Here is a 26040-nt window from a genome sequence, read left to right on the forward strand (position 1 = left end):
GAATGAATAAGATAATTGAAGTGAAAAATTTAGAAATTTCTTTCGATACTTTCGCCGGAAAAGTTCAAGCTATTCGAAATGTGAGTTTTGATTTGTATCAAGGTGAAACATTAGCAATTGTGGGTGAATCTGGAAGTGGCAAATCGGTAACGACGAGAAGTATTATGGGTTTGTTAGCGAGTAATGCGAATATCGAAAATGGCGAAATTCTTTTTAACGGTTCGGATATCGTAAAGAAAAGTGAAAAAGAAATGCAAAAAATTCGAGGCAAAGATATCTCGATGATTTTCCAAGATCCAATGACATCGTTGGATCCAACGATGCCTATCGGTAGACAAGTGGCTGAGTCGTTAGTGAAACATACGAAAATTTCCAAAAAAGAAGCCTTAAAGCAAGCGTTAGAATTACTGAATTTAGTAGGGATTCCCAATGCTGAAAAACGTTTGAAAAATTATCCTCACCAATTTTCAGGTGGGCAAAGACAGCGGATTGTTATTGCGATTGCATTGATTTGTTACCCACAAGTATTAATCGCTGATGAGCCGACCACAGCACTCGATGTAACCATCCAAGCGCAAATTATTGAATTGTTAAAAGATATCCAACAAAAAATGAACTCATCGATTATTTTCATCACTCATGACTTAGGCGTGGTAGCTAATGTGGCAGACCGTGTCGCTGTCATGTACGGTGGGAAAATCGTTGAAATTGGTACGGCTAGAGAAATTTTTTATAATCCGCAACATCCGTATACATGGGGCTTACTCGGATCAATGCCGACATTAGAAAGTACTGGCAAACGATTATATGCGATTCCAGGTTCTCCGCCAGATTTATTAAAACCACCAACTGGCGATGCGTTTTATCCACGTAATGAATACGCGATGAAAATCGATACGGAAAAGGAACCACCATATTTCAATGTGTCTCCTACGCACAAGGCAGCTACGTGGCTGCTGGCACCTCAAGCACCAGAAGTGATACCACCAGAAGAAATTCAAATTCGCTGGAAAAAATTTAAAGAAAATGCTTTTGGCGAGTAAGGAGGGGATATCGTGAGCAAAGTCTTATTAGATGTGAAGAACTTAAAGCAATATTTTAACGTTGGGCGTAAAGATGAAGTGAAAGCTGTCGATGATATGACGTTTCATATATATGAAGGGGAAACATTTGGATTGGTTGGCGAATCAGGAAGTGGAAAATCCACGACAGGTCGCTCGATTATTCGTCTGAATACACCGACTGATGGCACAATCACCTTTGATGGCAAAGATGTCATGAAATTAAAAGGTAAAAAAGAATTAAAAGATTTTCGTAGAGAAGTTCAAATGATCTTCCAAGATCCATACGCTTCTTTAAACCCACGCATGAAGGTCCGCGACATCATCGCTGAAGGAATTGATATTAATCATTTAGCAAAAAATGACAAAGAGCGCAATGCACGTGTCGATGAGCTGTTAAAGACAGTTGGCTTGAATCCGTCGCATGGGACGCGTTATCCTCATGAGTTTTCCGGTGGACAGCGTCAACGGATCGGCATTGCACGAGCGTTAGCTGTGGATCCTAAGTTTATTATTTGTGATGAACCGATTTCTGCCTTGGATGTGTCCATTCAAGCGCAAGTGGTCAATCTTTTACAAGACTTACAAGAAAAGCACAATCTGACCTATTTCTTTATCGCACATGATTTATCGATGGTCAAACATATTAGTGATCGTATCGGTGTGATGCATTTAGGGAAATTGCTTGAAGTTGGTACAAGTGATGAAATTTATCATTATGGAGTGCATCCTTACACGGAAAGCTTATTATCGGCTATTCCATTACCAGATCCGGAGAGTGAACGTACGCGCAAACGCATTAAGTATGTGGAAGTTGCTCAGACAGATGTGGCGAGAAGTATGCAAGAAATCGCACCGGGACACTTTATTTACGCAACACCAGATGAAGTGCCAATGTATCAAGAAAAATTGAGAAAAAAGAAAGAAGAAAGAAGCATCGCAATAGGGTAAGGGGGTTGATTCATGAAAGTGTTAAAAGGTTATCGTTTTCGGATTTATCCAGACGAAGAACAATTGACATTTTTTAGGCAAACCTTTGGCTGTGTTAGATTTACATATAATCAACTATTAATGGCGAGAAAAAACACAGCGAATTCGGAAGAAAGTATGAAATTAACCCCCGCAGCATTAAAAAAAGACTATCCTTTTTTAAAGAAGACAGATAGTCTGGCTTTGGCTAATGCACAGCGCAACTTAGAGCGAGCGTACGCAAATTTTTTTCAAGGAAGAGCGAGCTATCCTAAATTAAAAAACAAGAAAAGCACGTGGCAATCCTATACAACAAATAATCAAAAACATACGATTTATTTTGTTGATGAAAAACTAAAACTTCCTAAGTTGAAAAGTTTGATTCAAGTGCATCAGCATCGTGAGATTAAGGGGTTGATTCGTTCAGCCACGATTTCAGCAAAAAACAATGAAGAATTTTATGTGTCTTTGCTGTGTTTAGAAGAAGTCACTTCTTTACCGAAAACCAAAAAAGCTATCGGTATTTCTTATTGTCCGAAACATTTGCTCCATGTATCTAAGCCGCTCGATCACTTAGAAACGATCGAAGAACAAATGCAGGAAGACAGGTTGATAAAAGCAAAAAGAAAACTCTTTTTACGCGCTAAAATTGCGAAGAAGCATAAAGTGAAGCTAAAAGACGCCAAAAATTATCAAAAGCAAAAGCAAAAAGTGCACAAGTTAATTCAGGAAAAAGCCTGTAGAAAAAAGGACTTTATTGACCAGCTGACATTTTCATTAGTCAAAGAGTTCGATTATATTTTTGTCGAAAAGCAACCAAGTACCGCCGATAGTGAGGAGACGAGTCTATTTACCTCTAGTGATTGGTATCTGTTCATGCAAAAACTAACGTATAAAACACAATGGTATGGCAAAAAATATCTGGCGATAGAAAAGCCAGCGAATACAGAAAATTCGGGACAGATGATTGAAGAACTAGGAAAGCAACGACTCGGCCTTTAATGTCAAAGAACTGGAAGGGGCTCCAGGGATCGCCTAGGGTATAGAAAAAAGGCAACTTTTTGTTTCTAGGAACAATCGCTCACTAATTATGAAAAACCAAAAAAAGAGAGAGGATCTTGGTCCTCTCTCTTTGCTTGTTATTCATGGAAGAAGTCTTCTTTCAGGCGATAGACTTTGGATGGTCGTCCGATTCCAGTGGGACGTTCGCCAATCTCATCAAAAAAGTGGAGCAATGATTTTTTAAAATTGGAATGATCGATTAAGCGAAAATCAATACCCAAAAATTTGGCGAATACTTGGCGCGCTTCCTTGATAGTAAACGAATCGCCTAATACTTGTAGAACTTGCGGTTCATGTTCCATTTTATTGGCAATACGATTGAAAGCTTTTAAAATGATGGCACTATGGTCGAATGCCAGTTGATCTTTTCCTAATGATTGACCAGTCGATAAGTCTAACACAATGGCCGTCTGATCACATTCCAAATGAATATGATTGGCCTTTCTCTCCAAAGAAAACCAGCGTACATCTTCTGCATCATCGCCAGCAATGAGAGGCTCTTCACCAATAAAGGCCAAGTAACTCACGGTCACGACCCAACCACGAGGATCGCGATGCGGCGTACTAAATGTATGAAGTTGTTCAATATTTTGTTTTGAGATTTTGACACCCGTTTCTTCTTCGGTCTCGCGTAGCACACTTTCCCCTGTCGACTCATCTGGCTGGACAAACCCACCCGGTAGAGCCCATGAATTTTTGAAAGGGTGGCCTTTGCGTTTGATTAATAGAATTTTCAGCTTGTCTTGTACTTTGCTATAGCACATCAAGACCATGTCGACGGTCAACGAGGGTTTTTCATAGTTGGGTTTTTCTTGTCTACGATACCAGTCAAGAAATTCTGCTTCACTGGCTCGGTGTTCATAATATTCTTTTTCGTCTTCTTGATTGGAAAACGTGGCCATAACGATCCCTACCTTCTTGTCATAATGAGTATGTTGTTTAAAGAAAGAAAAAGAGTAAAAAGTTAATAAGAAATAATCCTAGGTAAATAGGAAGATAGTTTTTAAAGTAACGGATGCATGTGAAGCCCGCTAGTACAATCGCAATCAGCAAGAGTCCTCGAATCAAGATGGAGGAGACTAAAAAAGTATTTAAGTGATTGGCGGTATTCATGTAGGCATAAATGCGTTGATAGAAATTGGCAAAGAGTAGATGAATGGCGGTCAAACTAATCAATGTCCAAATATATATTTTCTGTCTGCGTTGCATAGAAGACACTCCTTGCATGGTAAGGATGAGAAGGTACGCTTGCGTACACACGCGACTTTCCACGGTAACTATTATAGCAACAAACAGGAAAACACTCAAAAAATCTTTTTTGTCGGTGCCTTTTTGCTTGATGATAAGTATGAAAAGCCACAATTGTGGTATACTATCAGAGAATAATTTTGAAAATGACAGAGGAGGAAGCTCACTCATGGCTGAGAAAGAGACATTCTATATAACGACACCTATCTACTACCCAAGCGGAAAACTACATATCGGCAATTCGTATACGACCATTGCCTGCGATGCGGTCGCTCGCTATAAACGCTTGATGGGATTTGATGTGTTTTATTTAACTGGTGTTGATGAACATGGACAAAAAATTGAAAAAAAAGCAGACGAACTTGGTGTAACGCCACAAGAATATGTTGATAAAATGGCAGCAGATGTGCAAAAACTTTGGAAGACACTAGACATTAGTTACGATAAGTTTATCCGTACGACGGATGACTACCATCAAAAAGCTGTGAAGAAGATTTTCCAACAATTACTAGACCAAGGTGATATTTATCTTGGACAGTACGAAGGCTGGTATTCAATCTCTGATGAAGAGTATTTTACCGAAACACAATTAGCGGAAGTCTATAAAGATGAAGAAGGCAATGTCATTGGTGGGAAAGCTCCGAGTGGTCATGAAGTGGAACTAGTGAAAGAAGAGTCTTACTTCTTCCGAATGAGTAAATACGCAGATCGTCTCTTAGCTTACTATGACGAACATCCAGAATTTATCCAACCTGAATCGCGCAAAAATGAAATGATCAATAACTTCATTAAGCCAGGCTTGGAAGATCTAGCTGTGTCACGGACGACACATTCTTGGGGGATTCCGGTTGATGCGAATCCAAAACATGTAGTCTATGTATGGATTGATGCACTTTCTAACTATATTTCTGCTTTGGGCTATGGTTCTGATGATGATCAACTCTTTCAAAAATATTGGCCAGCAGATGTGCATATGGTTGGGAAAGAAATCGTTCGGTTTCACACGATTTATTGGCCAATTATGTTAATGGCATTAGGCTTGCCTTTGCCAAAAGAAGTGTATGGCCATGGTTGGTTACTGATGAAAGAAGGGAAAATGTCTAAGTCTAAAGGCAACGTAGTCTATCCAGAGATGCTAGTAGAGCGCTATGGTCTAGATGCATTGCGCTATTATTTATTACGTGCTGTACCATTTGGTAGTGACGGTGTATTTACACCGGAAGACTTTGTGGCAAGAGTAAATTACGACTTAGCCAATGATTTAGGTAACCTACTTAACCGGACTGTAGCGATGATTAACAAATATTGCGATGGCATCGTGCCTACGTATCGTTCAAAAGTCACACCATTTGATAGTGAGTTGTCTACGACAGCGGCCAATGTCATTGGCCGTTACCGAGAAGCGATGGACAATATGGAATTTTCGACAGCGTTAGCAGAAGTTTGGACGCTTGTATCAAGAGCAAATAAATACATCGATGAAACACAACCATGGATTTTAGCCAAAGAAGAAGAGAAAAAAGCAGAACTAGACAGTGTTATGATTCACTTGGCAGAGTCATTGCGAATTGTTGCCTTGCTATTGCAACCAGTGATGACAGAAACACCAGCCAAAATCTTCGAACAACTTGGTCTAAAACAAATGGCGACTAGTTTAACTGATGTACGCTTTGGAGAATTTCCTGCTGAGACGAAAGTCGTTGAAAAAGGCACACCGATTTTCCCACGTCTAGATATGGAAGAAGAAGTAGCTTACATCCAAATGAAAATGGCAGAAGGCACGCAACCAGTCGAAGAAACAATCAAATGGCAACCAGAAGAAACAATCTTACATTCAACAAAAGAAAAACAAATCAAGTACGATGATTTCGATAAAGTGGAATTAAAAGTTGCAGAAGTAATTGACTGCCAAAAAGTCGAAGGCGCAGACAAGCTATTGCAATTCCGTTTGGACGCAGGCGATTCAAGTGACCGTCAAATTTTGTCAGGGATTGCGGCCTATTACCCAGCACCAAGTAGCTTGATTGGGAAAAAAGTAGTGATTGTTGCTAACTTGAAACCGCGTAAAATGCGTGGGCTGATTAGCCAAGGAATGATTCTTTCGGCGGAAGATAAAGATGGCAAGCTACAAGTTGTAGAAGCACCAAAAGGCATGCCAAATGGCTCAATCATTGCATAATTTTTAAGAAGATGAAAAATTAACAGTAGCGCTCAAAAAGCTGATAGGTGTTTGGCTAATCAAATACCTATCAGCTTTTTGTCATTTCAAGAGAAAGGAATTGTTTTCTTATTGTTTTTCTTGTATACTTTTCTTGTAATAGTTTTGTTCATAGGGGAGTAATCGGCAGCAAAGGCTGTGGCAACATCACCAACAAGAAAGAAATTTCTGGTGTTGCCTTAATTGGTGAGACTTATGTATGTTGTACTACACGCATACACAGGTCTATTTTTTTAACTTTAATAGGCTTGTGTAAAGATACTAAGGGGGAAAACCATGTCAGAATTAAGCGGAAAGAAACAGCAACAAACAGATCCATTTTATGCAAAGAGCGCAGAGGAAGTACTTGCTGCCTTAGACTCTCAAGCAGACGGGCTATCTGATCAAGAAGCAGCCAAGCGATTGGAGCAATATGGCTCGAATGAATTGGAAGCTGGCAAAAAGACCACTATGTTACAAAAGTTTTTGGAACAATTTAAAGATTTAATGATTATTGTTTTGTTAGTCGCAGCTGTGATATCTGCTGTCGTCTCACATGAAGTAGTCGATGCACTTATTATTTTGGCCGTAGTTATTATTAATGCCATCATGGGTGTGGTGCAAGAGTCTAAAGCAGAGCAAGCCATTGAAGCCTTGCGTGAAATGTCTACGCCAAACGCTAATGTTCTTCGTTCGGGTCACTCGAAAAGTGTGAGTAGCCATGAATTAGTTCCCGGGGATATTGTTTTGTTAGAAGCTGGCGATGTTGTGCCGGCAGATATGCGTTTGCTAGAAGTTAGTTCCTTAAAAATCGAAGAGGCTGCCTTAACAGGTGAGTCTGTGCCGGTTGAGAAAGAACTGACTGTTCTAGACGGAACTGATATTGGAATTGGTGACCGTGTCAATATGGCCTATTCAAATAGTAACGTGACATATGGCCGGGGAAAAGGGGTCGTGGTCAATACCGGGATGAATACCGAAGTCGGTAAAATTGCCGGTATGTTAGCCAATGCAGACGAAACTGAAACCCCATTGAAGCGTAACTTAAACCAATTAGGGAAGTTCTTGACTATTGCAATCATCATTATTGCGGTCATCATGTTCTTTGTTGGTACAATGATTAATGATCAATCATGGGTAGATATGCTATTGACCTCGATTTCATTAGCCGTAGCCGCTATTCCAGAAGGTCTACCAGCTATCGTGACGATTATTTTAGCACTAGGTACACAAGTCATGGCAAAACGGAATGCGATGATTCGTAAATTACCAGCTGTTGAAACACTAGGGGCAACAGATATTATTTGTTCCGATAAAACAGGTACATTGACTTTAAACCAAATGACAGTTGAAAAATTGTATTTTGATCAAAAGCAATTAGCAGCCTCTGATGAGATTGCCAAAGACAATCTAGCAATCAAATTAATGAACTACGCCAATGATACAAAATTCAGTAAAGAAGGGAACTTAATTGGGGACCCGACTGAAACGGCACTTGTTCAATTTGGTTTGGATAAAGGGTTTGATATTCGCCAAGAAGGAAAAGTAGAGCCTCGTGTAGCGGAGCTACCATTTGACTCTGATCGTAAATTAATGAGTACCATCCACCAATTAGCCGATGGAACATTCCTAGTGGCAGTCAAAGGTGCACCAGATGTACTTATTAACCGTTCAACTAGCATTTATCAAGGTGGCAAAGAAGTACCACTTGATGAAACCCAAAAAGCAGCAATCCTAGAAAATAATACAAGTATGGCCAAACAAGCACTACGCGTACTAGGTGTGGCTTACAAGATTATTCCTTCTTTACCAGAAGATCGTTCATCAGAAGTGATCGAAAATCAACTAGTCTTCACTGGTCTGATTGGCATGATTGACCCAGAACGGGCCGAAGCAGCAGAAGCCGTTCGCGTTGCTAAAGATGCAGGTATTCGTCCGATTATGATTACTGGTGACCACCGCGACACCGCTGAAGCAATTGCTGGACGCTTAGGAATCATCAAACCAGGTGATGACGATGCAGTCTTAACAGGTGCGGAGTTAAATAATTTATCAGATGAAGAATTTGCTAAAGTCGTAACGCAATATTCAGTTTACGCTCGTGTATCACCAGAACACAAAGTACGAATTGTTAAAGCTTGGCAAAATGCTGGTAAAGTAGTTGCGATGACTGGTGACGGCGTGAATGATGCACCAGCCTTGAAACAAGCCGACATCGGTGTCGGTATGGGTATCACTGGTACAGAGGTATCAAAAGGTGCTTCTGACATGGTATTGGCTGACGATAACTTTGCAACAATTGTCGTAGCCGTCGAAGAAGGACGTAAGGTCTTCTCAAACATTCAAAAAGCGATTCAATACTTAATGGCTGCTAACTTAGGGGAAGTATTAACCTTATTTATTGCAACGATTCTTGCATGGGATACATTGCTACCAATTCATTTATTATGGATTAACTTGGTAACTGACACATTCCCAGCAATTGCTTTAGGCATGGAACCAGCTGAAAAGAACTTGATGGCGCACAAACCTCGTGGGAAACAATCGAACTTCTTCTCAGGTGGTGTATTGAGTAGTATTATTTACCAAGGTATCTTGGAAGCAGCGACAGTCTTATTTGTATATTGGTCAGCGATTCAATGGCCAGCCCATACAGCAGAAAATATGATTGGTTTAACAGCTGCTCAGTTGTATGATTTGCAACATGGCGATGCATTAACAATGGCATTTGCTACATTAGGTTTGATGCAATTGTTCCATGCATTTAACGTCAAATCTGTCCATCAATCACTATTTAAAGTTGGTTTCTTCAAAAATAAAGCCTTTAACTATGCGATTTTACTTTCATTTGTAATGATGATGATTATCATCGTAGTACCAGGCTTGAACGATATCTTCCGTGTGACTCACTTAGATACGTATCAATGGGGAATTGTGTTAGGATCTTCTTTTGCAATTATCCCGATAGTTGAAATCATTAAAGCTATCCAAAGAGCGATGGGCAAAGAGTAAACAGCTTAAGAGGTCATGACAAAAGTGTATCAATCTGAGCAATAAGATCAGCGCTCTAGAAAGTTGTATGACAAACTTTGAGAGGGTTTGACTAATGGCCGAGGATTTGCATTTGGAACACCGTCGATTCATATGTAAGGGAGTGTGACAGCTTTTGTTGCACTCCCCTTTTTATAGCTTCATTTCTAATTATCTTGGCGAATGGGGAAAAAGAAGGTAAAATAAAGAAAATAGTAGAGGAGCATACGAATGAAACGACCAGACTTAGCATATTACTTAACGACGATTAATACGGTAGTAACTGATACCGAACAGATAGGGACAGACCTAAATGATGCGTTTGAAGAAATCAAAGGAGCAATCGAGAACAAAGATGCTGCGAATTTTGATGACGCTCGCCGCTTGGAAATTATTGCGTTGTTTCAAGAGGGAACAGATAAATATCGCATGATGTTTGAAAAAATTGGTCGCTTAAAAGCACCTGCTCGCTTGTTAGGAAACCACAAGAAATTCGAGCAAGCGTATAAAGCATATGTGGTTGGCTGTGAAGAAATGGTGCTTAGTTTACAAGATGGTATCGATGAAGCGGCTTTTCGAGCAGCAGAAGAAAAACAAGACCAAGCGACTGACCAGATCGCTGCAGCTATCCAAAAGATGACGCAGGTGATGGTAAAATAATCAGCAGAAACCAAGAAAAATCTAATCTAACTATTAGATGATTTTCAAGATAGTTAGCTAAAAAACAGGTAGTATAGATACATAACCAACAATAACCTTTTTATTTTTCAGTAACTCCCTAACCAAGAGTTGCTACTCCTTTTTCCGCTAGGCCTAACCAACCTAGTGGTTTTTTTGTGACTGAAAAAGGTTAAAACCGAATTGTTCAGCGATAATAAAACCCAGAAAATCCAAAAGTTTCGGGAACAACTTTTTGGATTTTCTGGGCTTTTGTCATAGTAGCTAATGCCGTCTTTCCGTTTTATTCCGATTTGACAGCTTAAAAAATATTTCAGGCACTGTTCTTTTAGTTTTCGATATTTTGAACATAGTCTTCAAAATATCGTAAAAGATCTTGCTTGAATGCTTGATAGTCTGCTTCACTGTATAGTTTGTCTTCAACTTTCACGTTGAAAGCAGGCAATGATAGTTCTTCTCTTAAACGATCCAACACTTCATCTGAATTCATAAAACTCCTCCTACATCATGCCAAAGGAAGCAGAAAGCACTTCGAAAGCAGCTTGCATTTCTGCAATTCGTTTTTTTAATGAGTCAAAATCATCTTGATCATGAAATAAGATTTGTTTTAGCTCAAAGTAAAATTGGTCAAAGGCATCTACAAAGTTTTCGACTTCCTTGGTTTGTAACTCGGGAAACACATCGCAACGGACATAGGACTTTTCTGCAAGGGCATAAATCTCAGCAGTTGTTAAGATTGCCAAGTCACTATCGTATCGACGATTAGCAATCAACTCACTGACAGCGTGTGATTTATTTAAAATATTTGAGAAATCTTTTAAAATCAGTATTTTGGGTGTTTTGCTAAACATAGGGATCTTCCTCTCTTAACTAAGCGTTTATTTGAGCTACACAGACACATTCGGGAGCGACAATATCATCTTGAACGACGGTTAATTTACCAGTGTCGGCATCACGAGAGAATATGACTAAATTATCAGATTCTTGGTGGGCGCAAATTAAAAAGTCTTCCGCTTGATTGAAATTAAAATCGCGAGGGAAGTCACCATTTGATGAAACGATTTCGACTAATGATAAGCAATTGTCATCTGCAACTTGATAGACAGCTATTGAGTTGTGACCACGATTTGAAGCGTAGACAAAGCGACCATCTTTTGTGACACGTATTGCGGCGCCGCCATTAAAGTCAGTATAATCTGTTGGCAAAGTAGATAATTTTTGTTGCTTCGTAAATGTACCAGTCGCTTGATCGTAGTCCAGGGTGGTGACGGTACTATCAAGTTCACCAAAGAGGTAAGCTGTCTGACCATTAGGATGAAAGGCAAGGTGGCGAGGGCCTGTTCCAGGTTCTGCCTGGTAACGAGCGACTACTGTCAATTTACCTTCGTCACTTACGTCATATGTGTAGACAGAATCCGTACCTAAATCGCAAACAACCAATCGTTGATCTGGTGTTAAGTCGGCATAATGAGCATGGGCGTGATCTTGGTTTTTATGAGGGCCGACTGGTTCTTCATGGACCACACGATCGGTCAGAGCTAATGAACCATCTGCTTGGATTTGATAGACAGTGACCGCTCCTTTATGGTAATTGGCACCATAAACAAGTTGGCGGGGTTCATCGACAGCTACGTAACAAGGAGAAGCACCTTCTTCGCCTACGACATTTAGTAGCGACCAGTCAGTGGCATAGGCAGCCACGCCACCATGGCCATCGTTAGCAGTCACAGCATACGTCACTCCTTTTTTGCTTTGAGTAACATAGGTCGGTCCACTTTCAGTTGTGGCAAGCTGTACATCTGAGAGTACACCATCTTCTAATTCGACAGTATAAATACCTTGGCTAGCTCTTTTTGTATAAGTTCCTAATAGAAATGATTCCTTCATTAAAACGCCTCCTAAGTGACTAAGTTGCTTTTATTGTATCATAAACCGCTGACAAACAATCTGAAAAAGTTATGGTATACTTAATCGAGAGAGCGGAGAGTTGGGGGGAGTTTCTTTGGAAGAAAAAAAACAACCACAAGTGAAGCGAATTGCTTCATGGTTTTGGAAATGGTTTTTAAATAATCAAATCGTGACGGCCTTGTTAATTGTCTTGTTGTTACTATTAATTGTGTTTTTATTTACCAAAATTTCGTACTTGCTGACACCGGTTTGGCAATTTTTATCCATTGTCGGCTTGCCAGTTGTATTGGCTGGAATTTTGTATTATTTGATGAATCCCACGGTTGATTTTCTTGAAAAAAGAGGCGTGAAACGAATTTATAGTATCATTGGACTCTTTCTCTTAGTGATAGGGTTAATCGTCTGGGGTGTTGTAGTTATCATTCCGGAAATTAGGGATCAGACGATTAGTTTTGTGAATCAATTTCCGTCTTATGTGGATACGGCTGAGAAAGTAATGAATGATTTGTTTTCAGATCCTGTATTCCATCAATTCCAAGCGCAAGTCGCTTCCTCCAGTGAAAAACTGATGAACTCATTGACGGATATCATCAAAAATGTATCGAAAAGTACATTTCAAAACATTGGGAATTTCTTTGGTGCTGTCGTAACGATTTTTGTCGCGGTGATTACAATGCCTTTTATTTTGTTTTATCTATTAAAGGACGGCAAAAAATTAGCACCTTATTTGGTTGATTTCTTACCTACAAAAATGCGTAAGCCAACCTTGCGTGTCCTGACTGAAATGAATCAACAAGTATCATCTTATATCCGTGGGCAACTGACCGTGGCCTTTGCAGTAGCGGTTATGTTTATGATTGGGTTTTCAATTATTGGCTTGGAGTATTCGATTACGCTCGGTATCGTTGCGGGTGTGTTGAATTTGATTCCTTATCTGGGCTCTTTTTTGGCGATGATTCCTGCAATCTTTTTAGGGATTGTGGGCGGACCGGTTTTACTATTGAAAGTAATTATTGTCTTTGTAATTGAACAGACACTCGAAGGACGCTTTGTCTCGCCATTGGTTCTAGGTAGTCAGCTATCTATTCATCCGATTACGATTTTATTCGTGCTTTTGACGTCTGGGAAGTTATTTGGTTTAGTCGGTGTGATTTTAGGAATACCAGTCTATGCAGCAGCCAAAGTCATTATTACAAATGTCTTTCAATGGTACAAGCAAGTCTCTGGCTTATACGAACTACCAGTGGAAGAAGAGCAGAAAAAATAATCAGAGAAACTTGCTTTTTTCGAATGAATCAAGTAAAGTAAGAATGTGTGTAAAGCACAGGCCTGTCACTTGGTTTTGCGAATCACCAACGCATTACTCAGTCACAGGGAAATCTATCGAAGAGGTGAAATGGAAATGGCAATTTCAAAAGAACGTAAAAACGAAATCATCAAAGCTTATGCGCGTCACGAAGGAGATACTGGTTCTCCAGAAGTACAAATCGCTGTGTTAACTGAAGAAATTAACACATTGAACGCTCACATTCGTGAACACAAAAAAGATCATCATTCACAACGTGGACTAATGAAAAAAGTTGGTCACCGTCGTAACTTGTTAGCTTACCTACGTAACAGCGATGTAACACGTTATCGTGACTTGATCCAATCATTAGGCTTACGTCGTTAATCAAACCACTGAAGAAAGTGAGGTTCAAGCGAATCTCACTTTTTTGCTATGGTACTTAGCTACACGATGAAAAAAGACTGTGACAGTCGGCAAGGCTCACTACTAACCAAATGAAAGAATAAAAGTTTCTTTTGTCTTTTCATTTGTTTAGTAGCAGCCGAGACTCGCAGCAGAAAAGGAGAGTTTATGACAAAGCAAGTATTTAGTACAACATGGGGAGGCCGTCCCTTATCAGTAGAAATTGGCCAATTAGCGAAACAAGCCAATGGGGCTGTATTGGTGCGTTATGGGGACACTGTTGTTTTAAGTGCAGCAGTAGCATCAAAAGAAGCCAAAGACACAGACTTCTTCCCACTAACAATTAACTACGAAGAAAAAATGTACGCAGTAGGGAAAATCCCTGGTGGCTTTATCAAGCGTGAAGGTCGCCCAAGTACAGATGCGACATTGACTGCCCGTCTAATCGACCGCCCAATCCGTCCGATGTTTGCAGAAGGCTTCCGTAATGAAGTCCAAGTAACGAATATTGTGATGAGTGTAGACCAAGATTGCTCACCTTCTATGGCAGCGATGCTTGGTTCATCATTGGCACTATCTATTTCTGATATTCCATTTGATGGCCCGATTGCTGGTGTCGACGTAGGTCGCGTGAATGGTGAATACGTATTAAACCCAACCGTAGAACAAAATGAAGCATCAGACATTCACTTGACTGTTGCTGGAACAGCCCAAGCCATTAACATGGTTGAATCAGGAGCCAAAGAAGTATCAGAAGCAGATATGCTAGGTGCGTTGCTTTTTGGTCACGAAGCGATTCAAGAATTAGTAGCATTTCAAAAAGAAGTCGTTGCGGCAGTCGGTAAACCAAAAATGGAAATTACTTTGCTACAAGTCGACGAACAAGTGAAAAAAGCAATTTACGATGAATTTTATCCAACGATGAAAACGGCCGTAATGACCGAAGAAAAATTGGCACGTGAAGACGAAATTGCCAAAGTGAAAGAAATCGTTAAAGAAGCATATGCTGAAAAAGCACTTGCCTTAGCCGATGATGAAGCAAGTAAATTAACGAAAGAAGTAAAACAAATCGCGGAAGACTTAGAAAAAGAAGTCGTTCGTGAATTGATTACAATCGATAAGATTCGTCCGGATGGTCGCCAATTAGATGAAATTCGTGCCTTATCTTCAGAAGTAGGCCTATTGCCACGAGTGCATGGTTCTGGTTTGTTTACTCGTGGGCAAACACAAGCTTTATCGACATGTACATTAGCACCATTAGGAGAGCATCAGATTATCGATGGTTTAGGTGTGGAAGAATCAAAACGATTCATCCATCACTATAACTTCCCACAATTTTCAGTTGGTTCGACAGGGCGCGCCGGCTCACCGGGTCGTCGTGAAATTGGTCATGGTGCCTTAGGGGAACGTGCATTGGCGCAAATCATCCCTGATGAAACAGATTTCCCTTATACAATCCGTTTAGTGGCAGAAGTATTAGAATCAAATGGTTCTTCTTCTCAAGCAAGTATTTGTGCGGGTACGTTGGCATTGATGGATGCAGGTGTTCCGATTAAAGCGCCTGTAGCTGGGATTGCTATGGGACTTGTATCAGATGGCGAAAACTATACAATCTTGACAGATATTCAAGGATTAGAAGATCATTTAGGTGACATGGACTTTAAAGTTGCCGGTACAAAAGACGGTATCACTGCCTTGCAAATGGATATCAAAATTCAAGGGATTACCGAACAAATTTTACGTGAAGCCCTAGCGCAAGCGAAAAAAGCACGGATGGAAATCTTAGAAGAATTAACAGCGACGATTGACCAACCACGTGCGGAATTAAGCCAATACGCACCGAAGATTGAAATGATTCAAATTGATCCAGCTAAAATCAAAGATGTAATCGGAAAAGGTGGCGACACCATCAACGGCATCATTGAAGAAACGGGTGTCAAAATTGATATCGATCAAGACGGTAAAGTATCAATCGCTTCTGCTGATGCGGAAATGATTAAAAAAGCTATTAAGATTATTGAAGACTTAACCAAAGAAGTCAAAGTAGGCGAAGTTTACTTAGGTAAAGTAGTCCGCGTTGAAAAATTTGGTGCGTTTGTTAACTTAATCAAAGGCAAAGATGGTTTGGTTCACATCTCTCAACTTGCGAATGAACGCGTCGCAAATGTAGAGGATGTCGTGAAATTAGGCGATGAAGTCCTAGTGAAAGTCACAGAAATCGACAAACAAGGTCGCGTGAACCTTTCTCGTAAAGCAATGCTAACTGACGAGAAAGCAGACGAAAAAAAATAAATCATTTAAGTGTGATGGCAGAGGACTAGCTCCTTTCCCATCGCGCTTTTTTTATAAAAAAATCAGGAAATCCACAAGTTTATGACACAACTTGTGGCTTTCCTGATTTTTTCGCTCGTAGCAACCTGCTTTTGACACAACCTAAATCAACGGTGTTACAAAAGCAGCTCTCTCGGCTATAAGTCAAAAATCCCCAAAAATTTGAGGGTCAATTTTTGGGCTTTCTGATCTTATCGCTCGGAGCTTAACGCTTTTGATACAACCTAATTGGTGATGCCTACTTTTTTAAGTAAATAGGTTTCGGCTTTTTTCTGTCCCGCACCAATCAATAAACACAAGAGCCAATAAAGAATACCGACCAAAATATACATACTAAAGAAATCAAATTGGCGCCCACCGACAATTTTGGCAAGCTGAAAAATGTCAGGTACCGAAATCATCGCAGTCAGCGACGTTCCTTTTAACACATCCATCGCCACATTTCCTAGGGCCGGTACAGCAGTAACGAAAGCTTGAGGGAAAATAACTTGGCGCATCAGTTGATAGTAAGAAAAGCCTAGCGCATAGCCAGCATCACGTTGTCCGCTATCGACACCCGCGAGTGCTCCGCGGTAAATCTCGGTCAAAAAGGCACTTGATGAGAGCGAAAAGCTGAGACAGCTAGCTTGGATGGCAGTCAACTGAACGGGCATGCCAAAATAAAATAAAAACAACAAGACAATCATCGGGATGCCTCGTAAAAAGGACACGTAAAAACGAATAAACCATCGAACGGGAGCAATCGCCCGTTCCAAAAGCAAGGTGAAGGCAATCGCCAAAAGATTTCCGATAATAAAGCTGATCAAGGCAATTCCTAACGTATAGGGAATGCCTTTAAGAACATACGGTAAGGATTGCCAAATTAACTGAAAATCAATCGTCGGAATGTAAAAAGTAGGCGTCATTGTTGATCCACATCAAATGTTTTTTCAATTTTTTCAGTCGGTTTTTGAGTAACATCTGCGTAGTAATACGTTTCAGATATTTTTTGTAAGGTGCCATCTTTTTCCATATCCGCTATGGTTTGATTGATTTTCTTCTCTAATGTGGTACTTGTTTTTTTCATCAAGAAACCAGATGACGATAGATTGAAATACATATCAGGTAAAATCTTGACTGGCACATCGGGAAGAGCTGCAGTAGCCATTTTTTGTAAATAGTAATCATTTAAGATGACATCTGTTCGGCCGTTTGCGACATCTGTTAAGTATTGTTCATTGGTCGCATTATCATAGCTCACTAAGGTAGCGCCCATAGATTCAGCAATTTTCATATAGTTGGTTGTGGCTTCTCCGGCTGCTTTCTTGCCTTTAAGGTCATCAAAAGAAGTGATGCCAGAGTTGTCGCTTTTACGAACGATCATACTACCGAATGACCATTTGATTGGTGAGCTTAAAGTGTATTTTTTTGCACGTGTTTCATTGATGGACATGTCATTGGCGATTAAGTCAGCGGATCCATTTTGGACGGCTGCGAGTTGACCGTCGACGTTGTATTCGACTGTTTTTACTTTTAGGTCTAAACGCTTCGCAACTTCTTTGATAACATCAATATCATACCCGACTAATTGATTGTCATCGTTGTAGTACGATGCAGGATAAAGCGTGCCTGATGTGGCAACAGTAAGAGTCTTGTTTTTTTCGATTTTCTCCCAATTGGTATCCGTTGTGGCTGTATCAGATGAACTGGTTGAAGAACTACAGCCAGCAAAAATGAGTAGGGAACATAGTATTGAAAGTGAAATAACGAAACTTTTTTTCATTTTGAAACCTCTTTCCTTTTAATTGATAACAAGTAAAATCTAAAATTTTTCTTAAGGAAAGTCAAGAAGTGTGCCCAGTAAATGATAGAACTCACAGAAATCCGATTGAGGCGAACGATTCGGCATGATAAAATAAAGGCAGTATTGAAAGAAAGAGGAACGATAACATGAAGTGGATGCAACGATTTCAAGAATTTATGCGCGGTAGATATGGAAGTATGGATGAGATCAATAAGGTAGCCTTGTCCATGGCAGTCGTCTGTATTCTTCTGAGCGCCTTCTCCTGGCTGAGTGCGATAAAATGGATCGGGTATGCGCTGTTTATTTATGCGTATTTCCGCTTTTTCTCCAAGCGCGTGTATATCCGTAGCAATGAAAACAAAAAATTTCTGGCACGCACAAAAGGCTTACGCACGTTTTTCCGCATCAAAAAACAAGCCTACGAGCAAAGAAAACAGTTTGTCTATTTCCGTTGCCCAAAATGCAAGCAAAGTATCCGAGCACCAAAAGGGCGTGGCAAGATTAAAGTCACCTGCTCCAAATGCCACCATCAATTTGTAAAAAAAGTATAGCTAGGAGTTAAGCGATGCACAAAAGAATTCGTATCTATCTACTGTTGCTCTGCGTAATTGGCTCATGTGTTCTGGCGCCAGTCGTCCAAGCACAGGAAGAGACACCACTGGCCATTCAAGCAAAAGCCGCGATTGCCATTGATAGCGACACAGGAAAAATTTTTTATGAACAAGATGCGACAACGCCGCTACACATTGCATCGACGACAAAGCTTTTGAGTATGTATATCATCTACGATCAGATTCGCACTGGTAAATTAAGCATGACCGATCAAGTGACGATATCTGCTGAAACGTCAGCACTTAGCCAAAATTGGCAACTATCGAATGTATTGCTCTATGAAGGGCAGTCGTATTCAGTCAAAAACTTGATTGAAGCGGGCTTTTTAGAATCGGCTAACGCGGCTGTGATGGCCTTAGCGGAGAAAGTCGCCGGGAGCGAAGCCGCCTTTGTCGATCTGATGAGAGCACAATTGACGACTTGGGGGATAACAGACGGCACAATCATCACTAGCACCGGTTTAAACAATGCGTTCTTAGGTGACAATCGCTACCCCGGATCGGGAGCCGAGGAAGAAAATCAACTGTCTGCCAAGGATTTGGCGATTGTCGCGCGGCATTTGCTGCAAGATTTTCCAGAAGTCTTACAGATTACTAGTCAATCACAGCTGACTTTTGCTGAGCCGACTGGTGAGAACCTTGAGCTTGAGAATACCAATCAAATGCTTGCGGGCATGGCGGTAGCAACAGACGGTGTAGACGGCTTAAAAACAGGTACGACCGATTTAGCAGGTGCGTGTTTTGTCGGGACAGTCAAGAGAGGCGATACGCGCTTAATTACCGTTGTACTAGATGTAACGGATGCGACGGGAATCGCACGCTTTACCGAGTCAGCACGCATGATGGAGTGGGTCTACAGTCAGTGGCAGCAGCAGACCATCAATGGAGAAACACTGACGATACCAAAGCGGCAGACCATTTCGGTGAAAGATGGCAAGCAGCTAAAAGTCGCCGTTGGTTTAGACAACGAGGTGACTGTCTGGGTGAAAAAAGGCATGGATGCAACAAATATCACTGTCACACCGACTTTCACCAAAACGAGCGTCACCGCACCCGTCAAAAGAGGCAAGCAAGTCGGGACAGCTGTCATTCGACTGACAGAAGATACCTTGGGCTACTTGGATCAAACTCAACAACCAAAGACAACCATTGTAGTGCAAAAATCTGTCAGCAAGGCGAACCCTTTTGAACTTGGCTGGCGCAAGGTCAAAAACTTTTTCTCATAAGAATGATTCTTATTCGTCAAAGAAGTCAATTGAGGCTTCTTTGACTTTTTTTGTCAGAAAATAGCCAAAAATGACACTTTTCCAATTCTGTTGTTTGAACTTCATTCTCAATTAGTCTAAAATGAGAAAGAACAGAAAAGTTATTGGAGGGAATAGCATGTCAGTGTTAGAGATTAAAAACTTACACGTTTCAATAGAAGAAAAAGAAATCTTAAAGGGAGTGAATTTAACCTTAAAAACTGGGGAAATTCATGCCATCATGGGACCAAACGGAACAGGGAAATCAACTTTATCCGCTGCCATCATGGGAAACCCAAACTACGAAGTAACAGAAGGCGAAATTCTCTTAGACGGCCAAAATATTTTGGAATTAGAAGTCGATGAACGCGCGCGTCTTGGCTTATTTTTGGCGATGCAATACCCAAGTGAAATTCCAGGAATTACCAATGCCGAGTTTATGCGGGCGGCAATCAATGCCAAACGTGATGAAGACGACAAAATTTCTGTTATGGATTTCTTGAAAAAGTTAGATGAAAAAATGGAACTGTTGAATATGCCTGAGGAAATGGCTGAACGCTACTTAAATGAAGGCTTCTCTGGTGGGGAAAAGAAACGCAATGAAATTTTACAATTATTGATGTTAGAACCGACTTTTGCGATTTTAGATGAAATCGACTCAGGTCTAGATATTGATGCATTGAAAGTTGTTGCACGTGGCGTGAACGAAATGCGTGGCGAAAACTTTGGTTCATTGATCATCACCCATTACCAACGTCTATTAAACTACATCACACCTGATGTGGTTCACATTATGATGGATGGACGTGTGGTCTTGACTGGCAATGCCGATTTAGCAAAACGCTTGGAAGCAGAAGGCTATGCAGGAATTAGCCATGAGTTAGGTATCGAATACAAAGAAGAAGAAGCGTAGAAGGAGGTCAAGAGAATGAAAAAAGAATTCACTGACTATCTTGATGCAGTCAACGTTTTTTCTGCCACGAAAGAAGAACCTTCTTTTATGTCGGCGCTGCGTCAACAAGCCATAGCTGAAATAGACGCATTACCATTGCCACACATCGAACGGGTCCGCTTTGATCGTTGGCCACTTTTTGAAATCACAGAAGCCGGTTTATCTGGCGAAGTGGCTGTCGATGCCAGCGTACCAGCCTTTGACGAAATGAAAAACAACCCAACAATTGTCCAACAAGACGATCTAACGGTTTTTGAGCAACTACCCCAAGCACTAGCTGACCAAGGTGTTATTTTGACTGATTTGTTTTCAGCTATGCAAGATTACCCTGAGTTAGTCGAAAGCTACTATATGAAAAAAGCAGTACCGATTAATGAAGACAAAATGACAGCTGCTCATGCGGCCTTTATGAATAGTGGAATTTTCCTTTATGTTCCTAAAAATGTCGTTATCAAAGAACCCATCGAAGCTTTGTTTTATCAAAATAGTGCTTCAGATGCACACTTCTTTAAGCACGTGTTAATCGTTGCCGAAGAGCACAGTGAATTTCACTATCTTGAACGCTTTATGACTGTCGGCGAAGGCTCTGAAAAAGCTTCTGCTAATATCATCGTAGAAGTCATTGCCAAGAATGGCGCGAAAGTCAAATTCTCAGCCATTGATCAATTAGGTGAACACCTATCCACGTACATGAATCGTCGCGGCTACATCATGCGTGATGCGTCTGTCGACTGGGCTCTAGGCGTATTAAATGATGGCAATGTCATCGCTGACTTTGATTCTGATTTGGTGGGTGAAGGCTCTCATGCTGAGCTAAAAGCAGTCGCAATCAGTGCGGGTCGTCAAACGCAAGCCATCGATACCCGCGTAACCAATAAAGCCCCATACTCGATTGGTCATATCTTGCAACACGGCGTCATTCGCGAACGAGGTACGCTAACCTTTAACGGAATCGGCCATATTATTAAAGGAGCAAAAGGAGCAGATGCCCAACAAGAAAGTCGGGTACTGATGCTTTCGGACCAAGCTCGTGGCGATGCCAACCCAATATTATTAATTGATGAAAATGAAGTAACAGCCGGACATGCGGCCAGTGTTGGACGCGTGGATCCAGAAGAAATGTATTACTTATTAAGTCGTGGCCTACACAAAGAAGAAGCAGAACGTTTGGTTATTCGTGGCTTCTTAGGTTCTGTATTGACTGCTATTCCAGTCAAAGAAGTACAAAAAGAATTAATCGAAGTGATTGAAGGGAAGTTGTAAGAATGATTGATGCTAGCGCCATTCGAAATGAGTTTCCCATCTTAGACCAACAAGTGAACGATGAGCCGCTAGTGTATCTAGACAATGCAGCGACTACCCAAAAACCACAAGCTGTCTTAGATGTGTTAAATGCGTATTACCACAAAGACAATGCCAATGTACACCGCGGCGTGCATACATTAGCCGAGCGTGCGACCCATGCTTATGAAGCCGCACGTGAAAAAGTTCGTGCCTTTATCCATGCCAATGAGACAGCTGAAGTGCTCTTTACTCGTGGCACGACCACTGGCCTAAACTGGGTCGCACGAAGCTATGGCGATGCGTTCGTTAAAGAGGGCGATGAAATCGTCATCTCGTATATGGAGCATCACTCCAATATCATTCCTTGGCAACAATTAGCCACTCGTAAAAAGGCAACGCTCAAATACATCGCCCTGACTGAGGAAGGAACGCTCGATATGAACGATGCCAAAAAGCAAATTACCGACAAAACGGCAATCGTCGCCCTAGCCCATGCCTCTAACGTCTTAGGAATCATCAATCCTATCAAAGAACTAGGAGAGTTGGCGCATAACCATGGTGCGGTATTAGTTGTCGATGGTGCCCAATCCACTCCTCACATGGCAATCGATGTGCAAGCATTAAATTGTGACTTTTTTGCCTTTAGTGGGCATAAAATGTGTGGACCGACTGGAATAGGTGTATTATATGGCAAACGCGCCCTCTTAGAACAAATGGAACCAATCGAATTTGGTGGTGAGATGATTGATTTCGTCGAGCTGTATCAAAGTACCTGGAAGGAATTGCCATGGAAATTTGAAGCAGGCACCCCTAATATCGCCGGAGCCATCGCGCTAGGTGCGGCTGTCGACTATCTGACTGACTTAGGACTAGATGCGATTCATGAGTATGAGGCGGAGTTGGTTCACTATGTATTGCCAAAGCTACAAGCAATCGAAGGTTTGACCATCTACGGACCACAAGACCCAGACAAACGCACAGGAGTCATTGCTTTTAACTTAGACGGCTTGCACCCTCATGATGTGGCGACTGCCTTAGATATGGAAGGCGTAGCAGTACGTGCGGGCCATCATTGTGCCCAACCGTTATTAACATACTTAAATGTCCCGGCAACCGCCCGAGCAAGTTTTTACTTTTACAATACGAAAGCCGACTGTGATCGGTTAGTCGAAGCCATCCAGGCAACAAAGGAGTTTTTCCAACATGGCACTATCTAAACTAGACAATTTGTATCGTCAAGTCATACTCGATCATTCTAGCCATCCACATCATCACGGCTCACTGACAGAATCTAGTCAGCACATTGAGATGAACAACCCCACGTGTGGCGATGTGATTCACCTTGAATTAAATGTGATTGATGATGTCATTGAGCAAGCGGCCTTTTCTGGTAGCGGCTGCTCGATAAGTACGGCTAGTGCATCAATGATGACCGATGCGATTATTGGCAAAACGACGGATGAAGCGACACGCTTGATCGCGACCTTTTCAGAGATGGTCCAAGGAGAACATCCAGAACATACTAGAGAATTAGGCGATGCGGCGATGCTAAGTGGTGTAGCCAAATTTCCTGCTAGAATCAAATGTGCGACCCTTGCTTGGAAGGCACTAGAAAAAGCCCTCGTCCACCCCGAAGTCGGGATTGGCGAAAGCGGCTATATTCATAACATAGAAGAGGAGTGAGAAACATGGGAGTACCTGAATTAGAAGAATACAAATATGGTTTTCACGACGACGTACAACCAGTGTTCAGTACTGGTAAAGGCCTGACTGAAAAAATTGTCCGTGAAATTTCAAAAGTGAAAGGTGAACCTGAGTGGATGCTAGACTTCCGCTTGAAATCACTCGAAGTATTCAATAAAACACCGATGCAAACATGGGGTCCAGATTTATCTGATATTGACTTTGATGCAATCAAATACTACCAAAAATCTAGCGACAAACCGGCCCGTGATTGGGATGACGTTCCCGAAAAAATCAAAGATACCTTTGAAAAAATCGGGATTCCTGAAGCAGAGCGTGCCTACTTAGCCGGTGCATCTGCTCAGTATGAATCAGAAGTGGTCTACCACAATATGAAAGAAGAGTTTGAAAAATTAGGGATTGTCTTTACCGATACTGACTCAGCGCTAAAAGAATACCCAGAATTATTCAAACAATATTTTTCAAAATTGGTCCCACCTACCGATAACAAATTAGCCACCCTAAACTCTGCCGTATGGTCAGGTGGTACGTTTATTTATGTACCAAAAGGCGTTCGTGTCGATGTACCATTACAAACATACTTCCGCATCAACGCAGAAAATACTGGCCAATTCGAACGAACATTAATTATTGTCGATGAAGGGGCAAGTGTGCATTACGTAGAAGGATGTACCGCACCGACCTATTCAACCAATAGCTTGCATGCTGCAATCGTAGAAATCTTTACCTTAAAAGACGCATACTGCCGCTATACAACAATCCAAAACTGGTCTGACAACGTCTATAACCTCGTAACCAAACGAGCTCGTGCAGAACAAGGTGCAACCGTCGAATGGATTGACGGCAACCTAGGCGCAAAAACAACGATGAAGTACCCAAGTGTCTACCTTGAAGGAGAAGGCGCTCGTGGAACAATGCTTTCTATCGCCTTTGCCGGAGCCAACCAAGTGCAAGACACAGGTGCCAAAATGATCCATAATGCACCAAATACCTCAAGTTCAATCGTCTCAAAATCAATCTCTAAAGACGGTGGAGAAGTGAACTATCGAGGCCAAGTAACCTTTGGCAAGAAGAGTGCTGGCTCAATGTCACATATCGAATGCGACACCATTATTATGGATGAATTATCCAAATCGGATACCATTCCATTTAATGAAATCCACAATAGCCAAGTCTCTCTTGAACACGAAGCCAAAGTCTCTAAAATTTCAGAAGAACAACTATACTACCTGATGAGCCGTGGTCTAAGCGAATCCGAAGCAACCGAAATGATCGTCATGGGATTCGTTGAACCATTCACCAAAGAACTACCGATGGAATACGCCGTTGAGCTAAACCGTTTGATTAGTTATGAAATGGAAGGTAGTGTCGGATAAATTTGAAATAGGAACTAGAATCCTTGATAAATAAGGATTCTAGCTTTTTTATTTTGCCCTGATATTTGAAATGATCAGCTTTTGATCAGCTTTTTTTACTGATGAGCCATCATATCAGCAAACTCTTGACTCGTTTTCTTAGGTGCGTTGTTTGTTATGTGTGCATAGATGTCTAATGTCACTTTACTATTTTCATGCCCTAATTGTTGTTGAACTACCTTAACAGATTCTCCAGCTTCTAGTAGCAAACTAGCATGGGTATGTCTGAACACATGAGGCGTAATACGAGGTAAGTTATACTTTTTCAAAATATATTTTAACCAATCATTCACAGTGTTTGGAATGTATAGCATGTTTTTAAGTGTTGTAAAAACATATTGCTCTTCTGAGCTCGTATATCAGAAGCAATTGAACATCTGAAAGCAATTAGCCTATCTGTTCAGCAGAAGGTTGGAGAAGGGATAACAGTAAGCTTAAAAGAGCCACTGGAAACGGAGTACACCCTTACCCTAATTGATGGACAACCAACTCAAGCTAATCATATCTTTGGCAGAATCATACAATGAATTGAATAGGATAGAGAACCCCACCCCGTTGTTATTTGACCGTACTAAGGGTACCCTTTAAATGAGCTACATGGCTCACTTGGGGTACTCTTTTTTTGCAATTTGCAAAAGGTTAATAAATTTTCATACATGAAACGAAATGAAATACATCTTTATAAGTATTGATATACAAGGGTTTCTATATTTCATATGCAAATGAAACGAAAAATAGTTTTTAGCTGAAAATCCTCAAAAAGTACTACATAGTTGTGGGAGTTATTGCAGATGAAACAGACCTACAAATATTTCATATATTAAAGTATAAGACACTACTTTTTTATGGAAAGTATTTAATGATAAAGCTTTA

General features: G+C 40.9%; 23 protein-coding genes and 1 pseudogene. 16 read left to right on the top strand and 8 right to left on the bottom strand.

Annotated elements, in window-relative coordinates; genetic code table 11:
- Nucleotides 1–2: 2 nt before the first annotated feature.
- The 3 genes from NE257_RS08815 to NE257_RS08825 are packed head-to-tail and all read left to right on the top strand — an operon-like array spanning nt 3 to nt 3032.
- The gene (locus NE257_RS08815) at nt 3–1043 is read left to right on the top strand and encodes an ABC transporter ATP-binding protein (protein ID WP_251886239.1); all 1041 of its coding nucleotides are present in this window, start codon (nt 3–5) and stop codon (nt 1041–1043) included.
- A gap of 12 nt (nt 1044–1055) precedes the next feature.
- On the top strand, nt 1056–2012 hold the full coding sequence (locus NE257_RS08820) for an ABC transporter ATP-binding protein (protein WP_251869306.1): 957 nt from the start codon (nt 1056–1058) through the stop codon (nt 2010–2012).
- A gap of 12 nt (nt 2013–2024) precedes the next feature.
- A complete protein-coding gene (locus NE257_RS08825; RefSeq protein WP_251852099.1) occupies nt 2025–3032 on the top strand; it encodes a transposase in 1008 nt (335 codons plus the stop codon).
- Between the two features lie 137 nt (nt 3033–3169).
- On the opposite strand, the gene NE257_RS08830 is transcribed toward NE257_RS08825, so the two are convergent.
- Nucleotides 3170–3994: an NUDIX domain-containing protein gene (locus NE257_RS08830; protein WP_251886240.1), complete on the bottom strand. Its 825-nt coding sequence runs from the start codon at nt 3992–3994 to the stop codon at nt 3170–3172.
- 37 nt (nt 3995–4031) lie between these two features.
- Nucleotides 4032–4301, bottom strand: a complete 270-nt coding sequence (locus tag NE257_RS08835) for a hypothetical protein (protein WP_040366104.1) — start codon at nt 4299–4301, stop codon at nt 4032–4034.
- Between the two features lie 208 nt (nt 4302–4509).
- On the opposite strand from NE257_RS08835, the gene metG reads away from it, so the two are divergent.
- The 3 genes from metG (at nt 4510) to NE257_RS08850 (ending at nt 10227) form a co-directional block, all read left to right on the top strand.
- On the top strand, nt 4510–6519 hold the full coding sequence (gene metG / locus NE257_RS08840) for a methionine--tRNA ligase (protein WP_251854836.1): 2010 nt from the start codon (nt 4510–4512) through the stop codon (nt 6517–6519).
- A 315-nt stretch (nt 6520–6834) separates the two neighbouring features.
- Nucleotides 6835–9549, top strand: a complete 2715-nt coding sequence (locus NE257_RS08845; RefSeq protein WP_251886241.1) for a cation-translocating P-type ATPase — start codon at nt 6835–6837, stop codon at nt 9547–9549.
- Nucleotides 9550–9798: 249 nt separating this feature from the next.
- Nucleotides 9799–10227, top strand: a complete 429-nt coding sequence (locus NE257_RS08850) for a hypothetical protein (protein ID WP_251852104.1) — start codon at nt 9799–9801, stop codon at nt 10225–10227.
- A gap of 346 nt (nt 10228–10573) precedes the next feature.
- Here NE257_RS08850 and NE257_RS08855 read toward each other — a convergent pair whose 3' ends face one another.
- The 3 genes from NE257_RS08855 to NE257_RS08865 are packed head-to-tail and all read right to left on the bottom strand — an operon-like array spanning nt 10574 to nt 12132.
- Nucleotides 10574–10735 carry a hypothetical protein gene (locus NE257_RS08855; protein WP_007207472.1) on the bottom strand — a complete coding sequence of 54 codons (162 nt, stop codon included), beginning with the start codon at nt 10733–10735 and terminating at the stop codon, nt 10574–10576.
- Nucleotides 10736–10745: 10 nt separating this feature from the next.
- Nucleotides 10746–11096, bottom strand: coding sequence for a hypothetical protein (locus NE257_RS08860; RefSeq protein ID WP_251852129.1), 351 nt, complete (start codon nt 11094–11096; stop codon nt 10746–10748).
- A 19-nt stretch (nt 11097–11115) separates the two neighbouring features.
- On the bottom strand, nt 11116–12132 hold the full coding sequence (locus NE257_RS08865; protein ID WP_251886242.1) for a lactonase family protein: 1017 nt from the start codon (nt 12130–12132) through the stop codon (nt 11116–11118).
- A 115-nt stretch (nt 12133–12247) separates the two neighbouring features.
- Between NE257_RS08865 and NE257_RS08870 the strand changes: the two genes are divergently transcribed.
- The 3 genes from NE257_RS08870 to pnp all read left to right on the top strand — a co-directional run bounded on the left by NE257_RS08870 (nt 12248) and on the right by pnp (nt 16135).
- A complete protein-coding gene (locus NE257_RS08870; protein WP_251886243.1) occupies nt 12248–13420 on the top strand; it encodes an AI-2E family transporter in 1173 nt (390 codons plus the stop codon).
- A gap of 135 nt (nt 13421–13555) precedes the next feature.
- Nucleotides 13556–13825: a 30S ribosomal protein S15 gene (gene rpsO / locus NE257_RS08875; RefSeq protein WP_040367149.1), complete on the top strand. Its 270-nt coding sequence runs from the start codon at nt 13556–13558 to the stop codon at nt 13823–13825.
- A 186-nt stretch (nt 13826–14011) separates the two neighbouring features.
- Nucleotides 14012–16135 carry a polyribonucleotide nucleotidyltransferase gene (pnp, locus tag NE257_RS08880; protein ID WP_251886244.1) on the top strand — a complete coding sequence of 708 codons (2124 nt, stop codon included), beginning with the start codon at nt 14012–14014 and terminating at the stop codon, nt 16133–16135.
- 263 nt (nt 16136–16398) lie between these two features.
- Here the strand turns inward: pnp and NE257_RS08885 are convergent, their stop codons facing one another.
- Together NE257_RS08885 and NE257_RS08890 are read right to left on the bottom strand one after the other, a co-directional pair.
- Complete coding sequence (locus NE257_RS08885) at nt 16399–17079, bottom strand: amino acid ABC transporter permease (RefSeq protein WP_251886245.1); 681 nt, start codon at nt 17077–17079, stop codon at nt 16399–16401.
- Nucleotides 17076–17936 carry a transporter substrate-binding domain-containing protein gene (locus NE257_RS08890; protein ID WP_251852134.1) on the bottom strand — a complete coding sequence of 287 codons (861 nt, stop codon included), beginning with the start codon at nt 17934–17936 and terminating at the stop codon, nt 17076–17078. The genes NE257_RS08885 and NE257_RS08890 overlap by 4 nt, the downstream gene beginning before the upstream one ends.
- A 167-nt stretch (nt 17937–18103) precedes the next feature.
- On the opposite strand from NE257_RS08890, the gene NE257_RS08895 reads away from it, so the two are divergent.
- From NE257_RS08895 to sufB, 7 genes are all read left to right on the top strand, one after another.
- On the top strand, nt 18104–18508 hold the full coding sequence (locus NE257_RS08895) for an Rcat domain-containing protein (RefSeq protein ID WP_251852135.1): 405 nt from the start codon (nt 18104–18106) through the stop codon (nt 18506–18508).
- Between the two features lie 14 nt (nt 18509–18522).
- The gene (locus NE257_RS08900; protein ID WP_251886246.1) at nt 18523–19794 is read left to right on the top strand and encodes a serine hydrolase; all 1272 of its coding nucleotides are present in this window, start codon (nt 18523–18525) and stop codon (nt 19792–19794) included.
- A 157-nt stretch (nt 19795–19951) separates the two neighbouring features.
- The gene (sufC, locus tag NE257_RS08905) at nt 19952–20725 is read left to right on the top strand and encodes a Fe-S cluster assembly ATPase SufC (protein WP_040366100.1); all 774 of its coding nucleotides are present in this window, start codon (nt 19952–19954) and stop codon (nt 20723–20725) included.
- Between the two features lie 15 nt (nt 20726–20740).
- A complete protein-coding gene (sufD, locus tag NE257_RS08910) occupies nt 20741–22027 on the top strand; it encodes a Fe-S cluster assembly protein SufD (RefSeq protein ID WP_007207461.1) in 1287 nt (428 codons plus the stop codon).
- Between the two features lie 2 nt (nt 22028–22029).
- Complete coding sequence (locus NE257_RS08915) at nt 22030–23265, top strand: cysteine desulfurase (protein ID WP_251886247.1); 1236 nt, start codon at nt 22030–22032, stop codon at nt 23263–23265.
- On the top strand, nt 23252–23731 hold the full coding sequence (gene sufU / locus NE257_RS08920; protein ID WP_251869316.1) for a Fe-S cluster assembly sulfur transfer protein SufU: 480 nt from the start codon (nt 23252–23254) through the stop codon (nt 23729–23731). The genes NE257_RS08915 and sufU overlap by 14 nt, the downstream gene beginning before the upstream one ends.
- A 5-nt stretch (nt 23732–23736) precedes the next feature.
- Nucleotides 23737–25128 (top strand): Fe-S cluster assembly protein SufB, encoded by a 1392-nt coding sequence (gene sufB, locus NE257_RS08925; protein ID WP_251886248.1) that lies wholly within the window; start codon nt 23737–23739, stop codon nt 25126–25128.
- A 95-nt stretch (nt 25129–25223) separates the two neighbouring features.
- Here the strand turns inward: sufB and NE257_RS08930 are convergent.
- Nucleotides 25224–25523 (bottom strand): annotated as a pseudogene (locus NE257_RS08930) (site-specific integrase); the annotation flags it as partial.
- Between the last annotated feature and the right edge of the window lie 517 nt (nt 25524–26040).

Origin of the sequence: Enterococcus italicus (genome assembly GCF_023743875.1) — a bacterium.
Classification (GTDB): Bacteria; Bacillota; Bacilli; order Lactobacillales; family Enterococcaceae; genus Enterococcus_G; species Enterococcus_G italicus.

Bases quoted from the DNA above. Each gene is read 5' to 3' on its own strand.
- sufC (WP_040366100.1), top strand. From the start codon at position 19,952: ATGTCAGTGTTAGAGATTAAAAACTTACACGTTTCAATAGAAGAAAAA.
- NE257_RS08825 (WP_251852099.1), top strand. From the start codon at position 2,025: ATGAAAGTGTTAAAAGGTTATCGTTTTCGGATTTATCCAGACGAAGAA.
- sufB (WP_251886248.1), top strand. From the start codon at position 23,737: ATGGGAGTACCTGAATTAGAAGAATACAAATATGGTTTTCACGACGAC.
- NE257_RS08830 (WP_251886240.1), bottom strand. From the start codon at position 3,994: ATGGCCACGTTTTCCAATCAAGAAGACGAAAAAGAATATTATGAACAC.
- NE257_RS08860 (WP_251852129.1), bottom strand. From the start codon at position 11,096: ATGTTTAGCAAAACACCCAAAATACTGATTTTAAAAGATTTCTCAAAT.
- metG (WP_251854836.1), top strand. From the start codon at position 4,510: ATGGCTGAGAAAGAGACATTCTATATAACGACACCTATCTACTACCCA.
- NE257_RS08895 (WP_251852135.1), top strand. From the start codon at position 18,104: ATGAAGTGGATGCAACGATTTCAAGAATTTATGCGCGGTAGATATGGA.
- NE257_RS08845 (WP_251886241.1), top strand. From the start codon at position 6,835: ATGTCAGAATTAAGCGGAAAGAAACAGCAACAAACAGATCCATTTTAT.
- sufU (WP_251869316.1), top strand. From the start codon at position 23,252: ATGGCACTATCTAAACTAGACAATTTGTATCGTCAAGTCATACTCGAT.
- NE257_RS08815 (WP_251886239.1), top strand. From the start codon at position 3: ATGAATAAGATAATTGAAGTGAAAAATTTAGAAATTTCTTTCGATACT.
- rpsO (WP_040367149.1), top strand. From the start codon at position 13,556: ATGGCAATTTCAAAAGAACGTAAAAACGAAATCATCAAAGCTTATGCG.
- NE257_RS08900 (WP_251886246.1), top strand. From the start codon at position 18,523: ATGCACAAAAGAATTCGTATCTATCTACTGTTGCTCTGCGTAATTGGC.
- NE257_RS08850 (WP_251852104.1), top strand. From the start codon at position 9,799: ATGAAACGACCAGACTTAGCATATTACTTAACGACGATTAATACGGTA.
- NE257_RS08885 (WP_251886245.1), bottom strand. From the start codon at position 17,079: ATGACGCCTACTTTTTACATTCCGACGATTGATTTTCAGTTAATTTGG.
- NE257_RS08890 (WP_251852134.1), bottom strand. From the start codon at position 17,936: ATGAAAAAAAGTTTCGTTATTTCACTTTCAATACTATGTTCCCTACTC.
- NE257_RS08865 (WP_251886242.1), bottom strand. From the start codon at position 12,132: ATGAAGGAATCATTTCTATTAGGAACTTATACAAAAAGAGCTAGCCAA.
- NE257_RS08835 (WP_040366104.1), bottom strand. From the start codon at position 4,301: ATGCAACGCAGACAGAAAATATATATTTGGACATTGATTAGTTTGACC.
- NE257_RS08855 (WP_007207472.1), bottom strand. From the start codon at position 10,735: ATGAATTCAGATGAAGTGTTGGATCGTTTAAGAGAAGAACTATCATTG.
- NE257_RS08915 (WP_251886247.1), top strand. From the start codon at position 22,030: ATGATTGATGCTAGCGCCATTCGAAATGAGTTTCCCATCTTAGACCAA.
- pnp (WP_251886244.1), top strand. From the start codon at position 14,012: ATGACAAAGCAAGTATTTAGTACAACATGGGGAGGCCGTCCCTTATCA.
- sufD (WP_007207461.1), top strand. From the start codon at position 20,741: ATGAAAAAAGAATTCACTGACTATCTTGATGCAGTCAACGTTTTTTCT.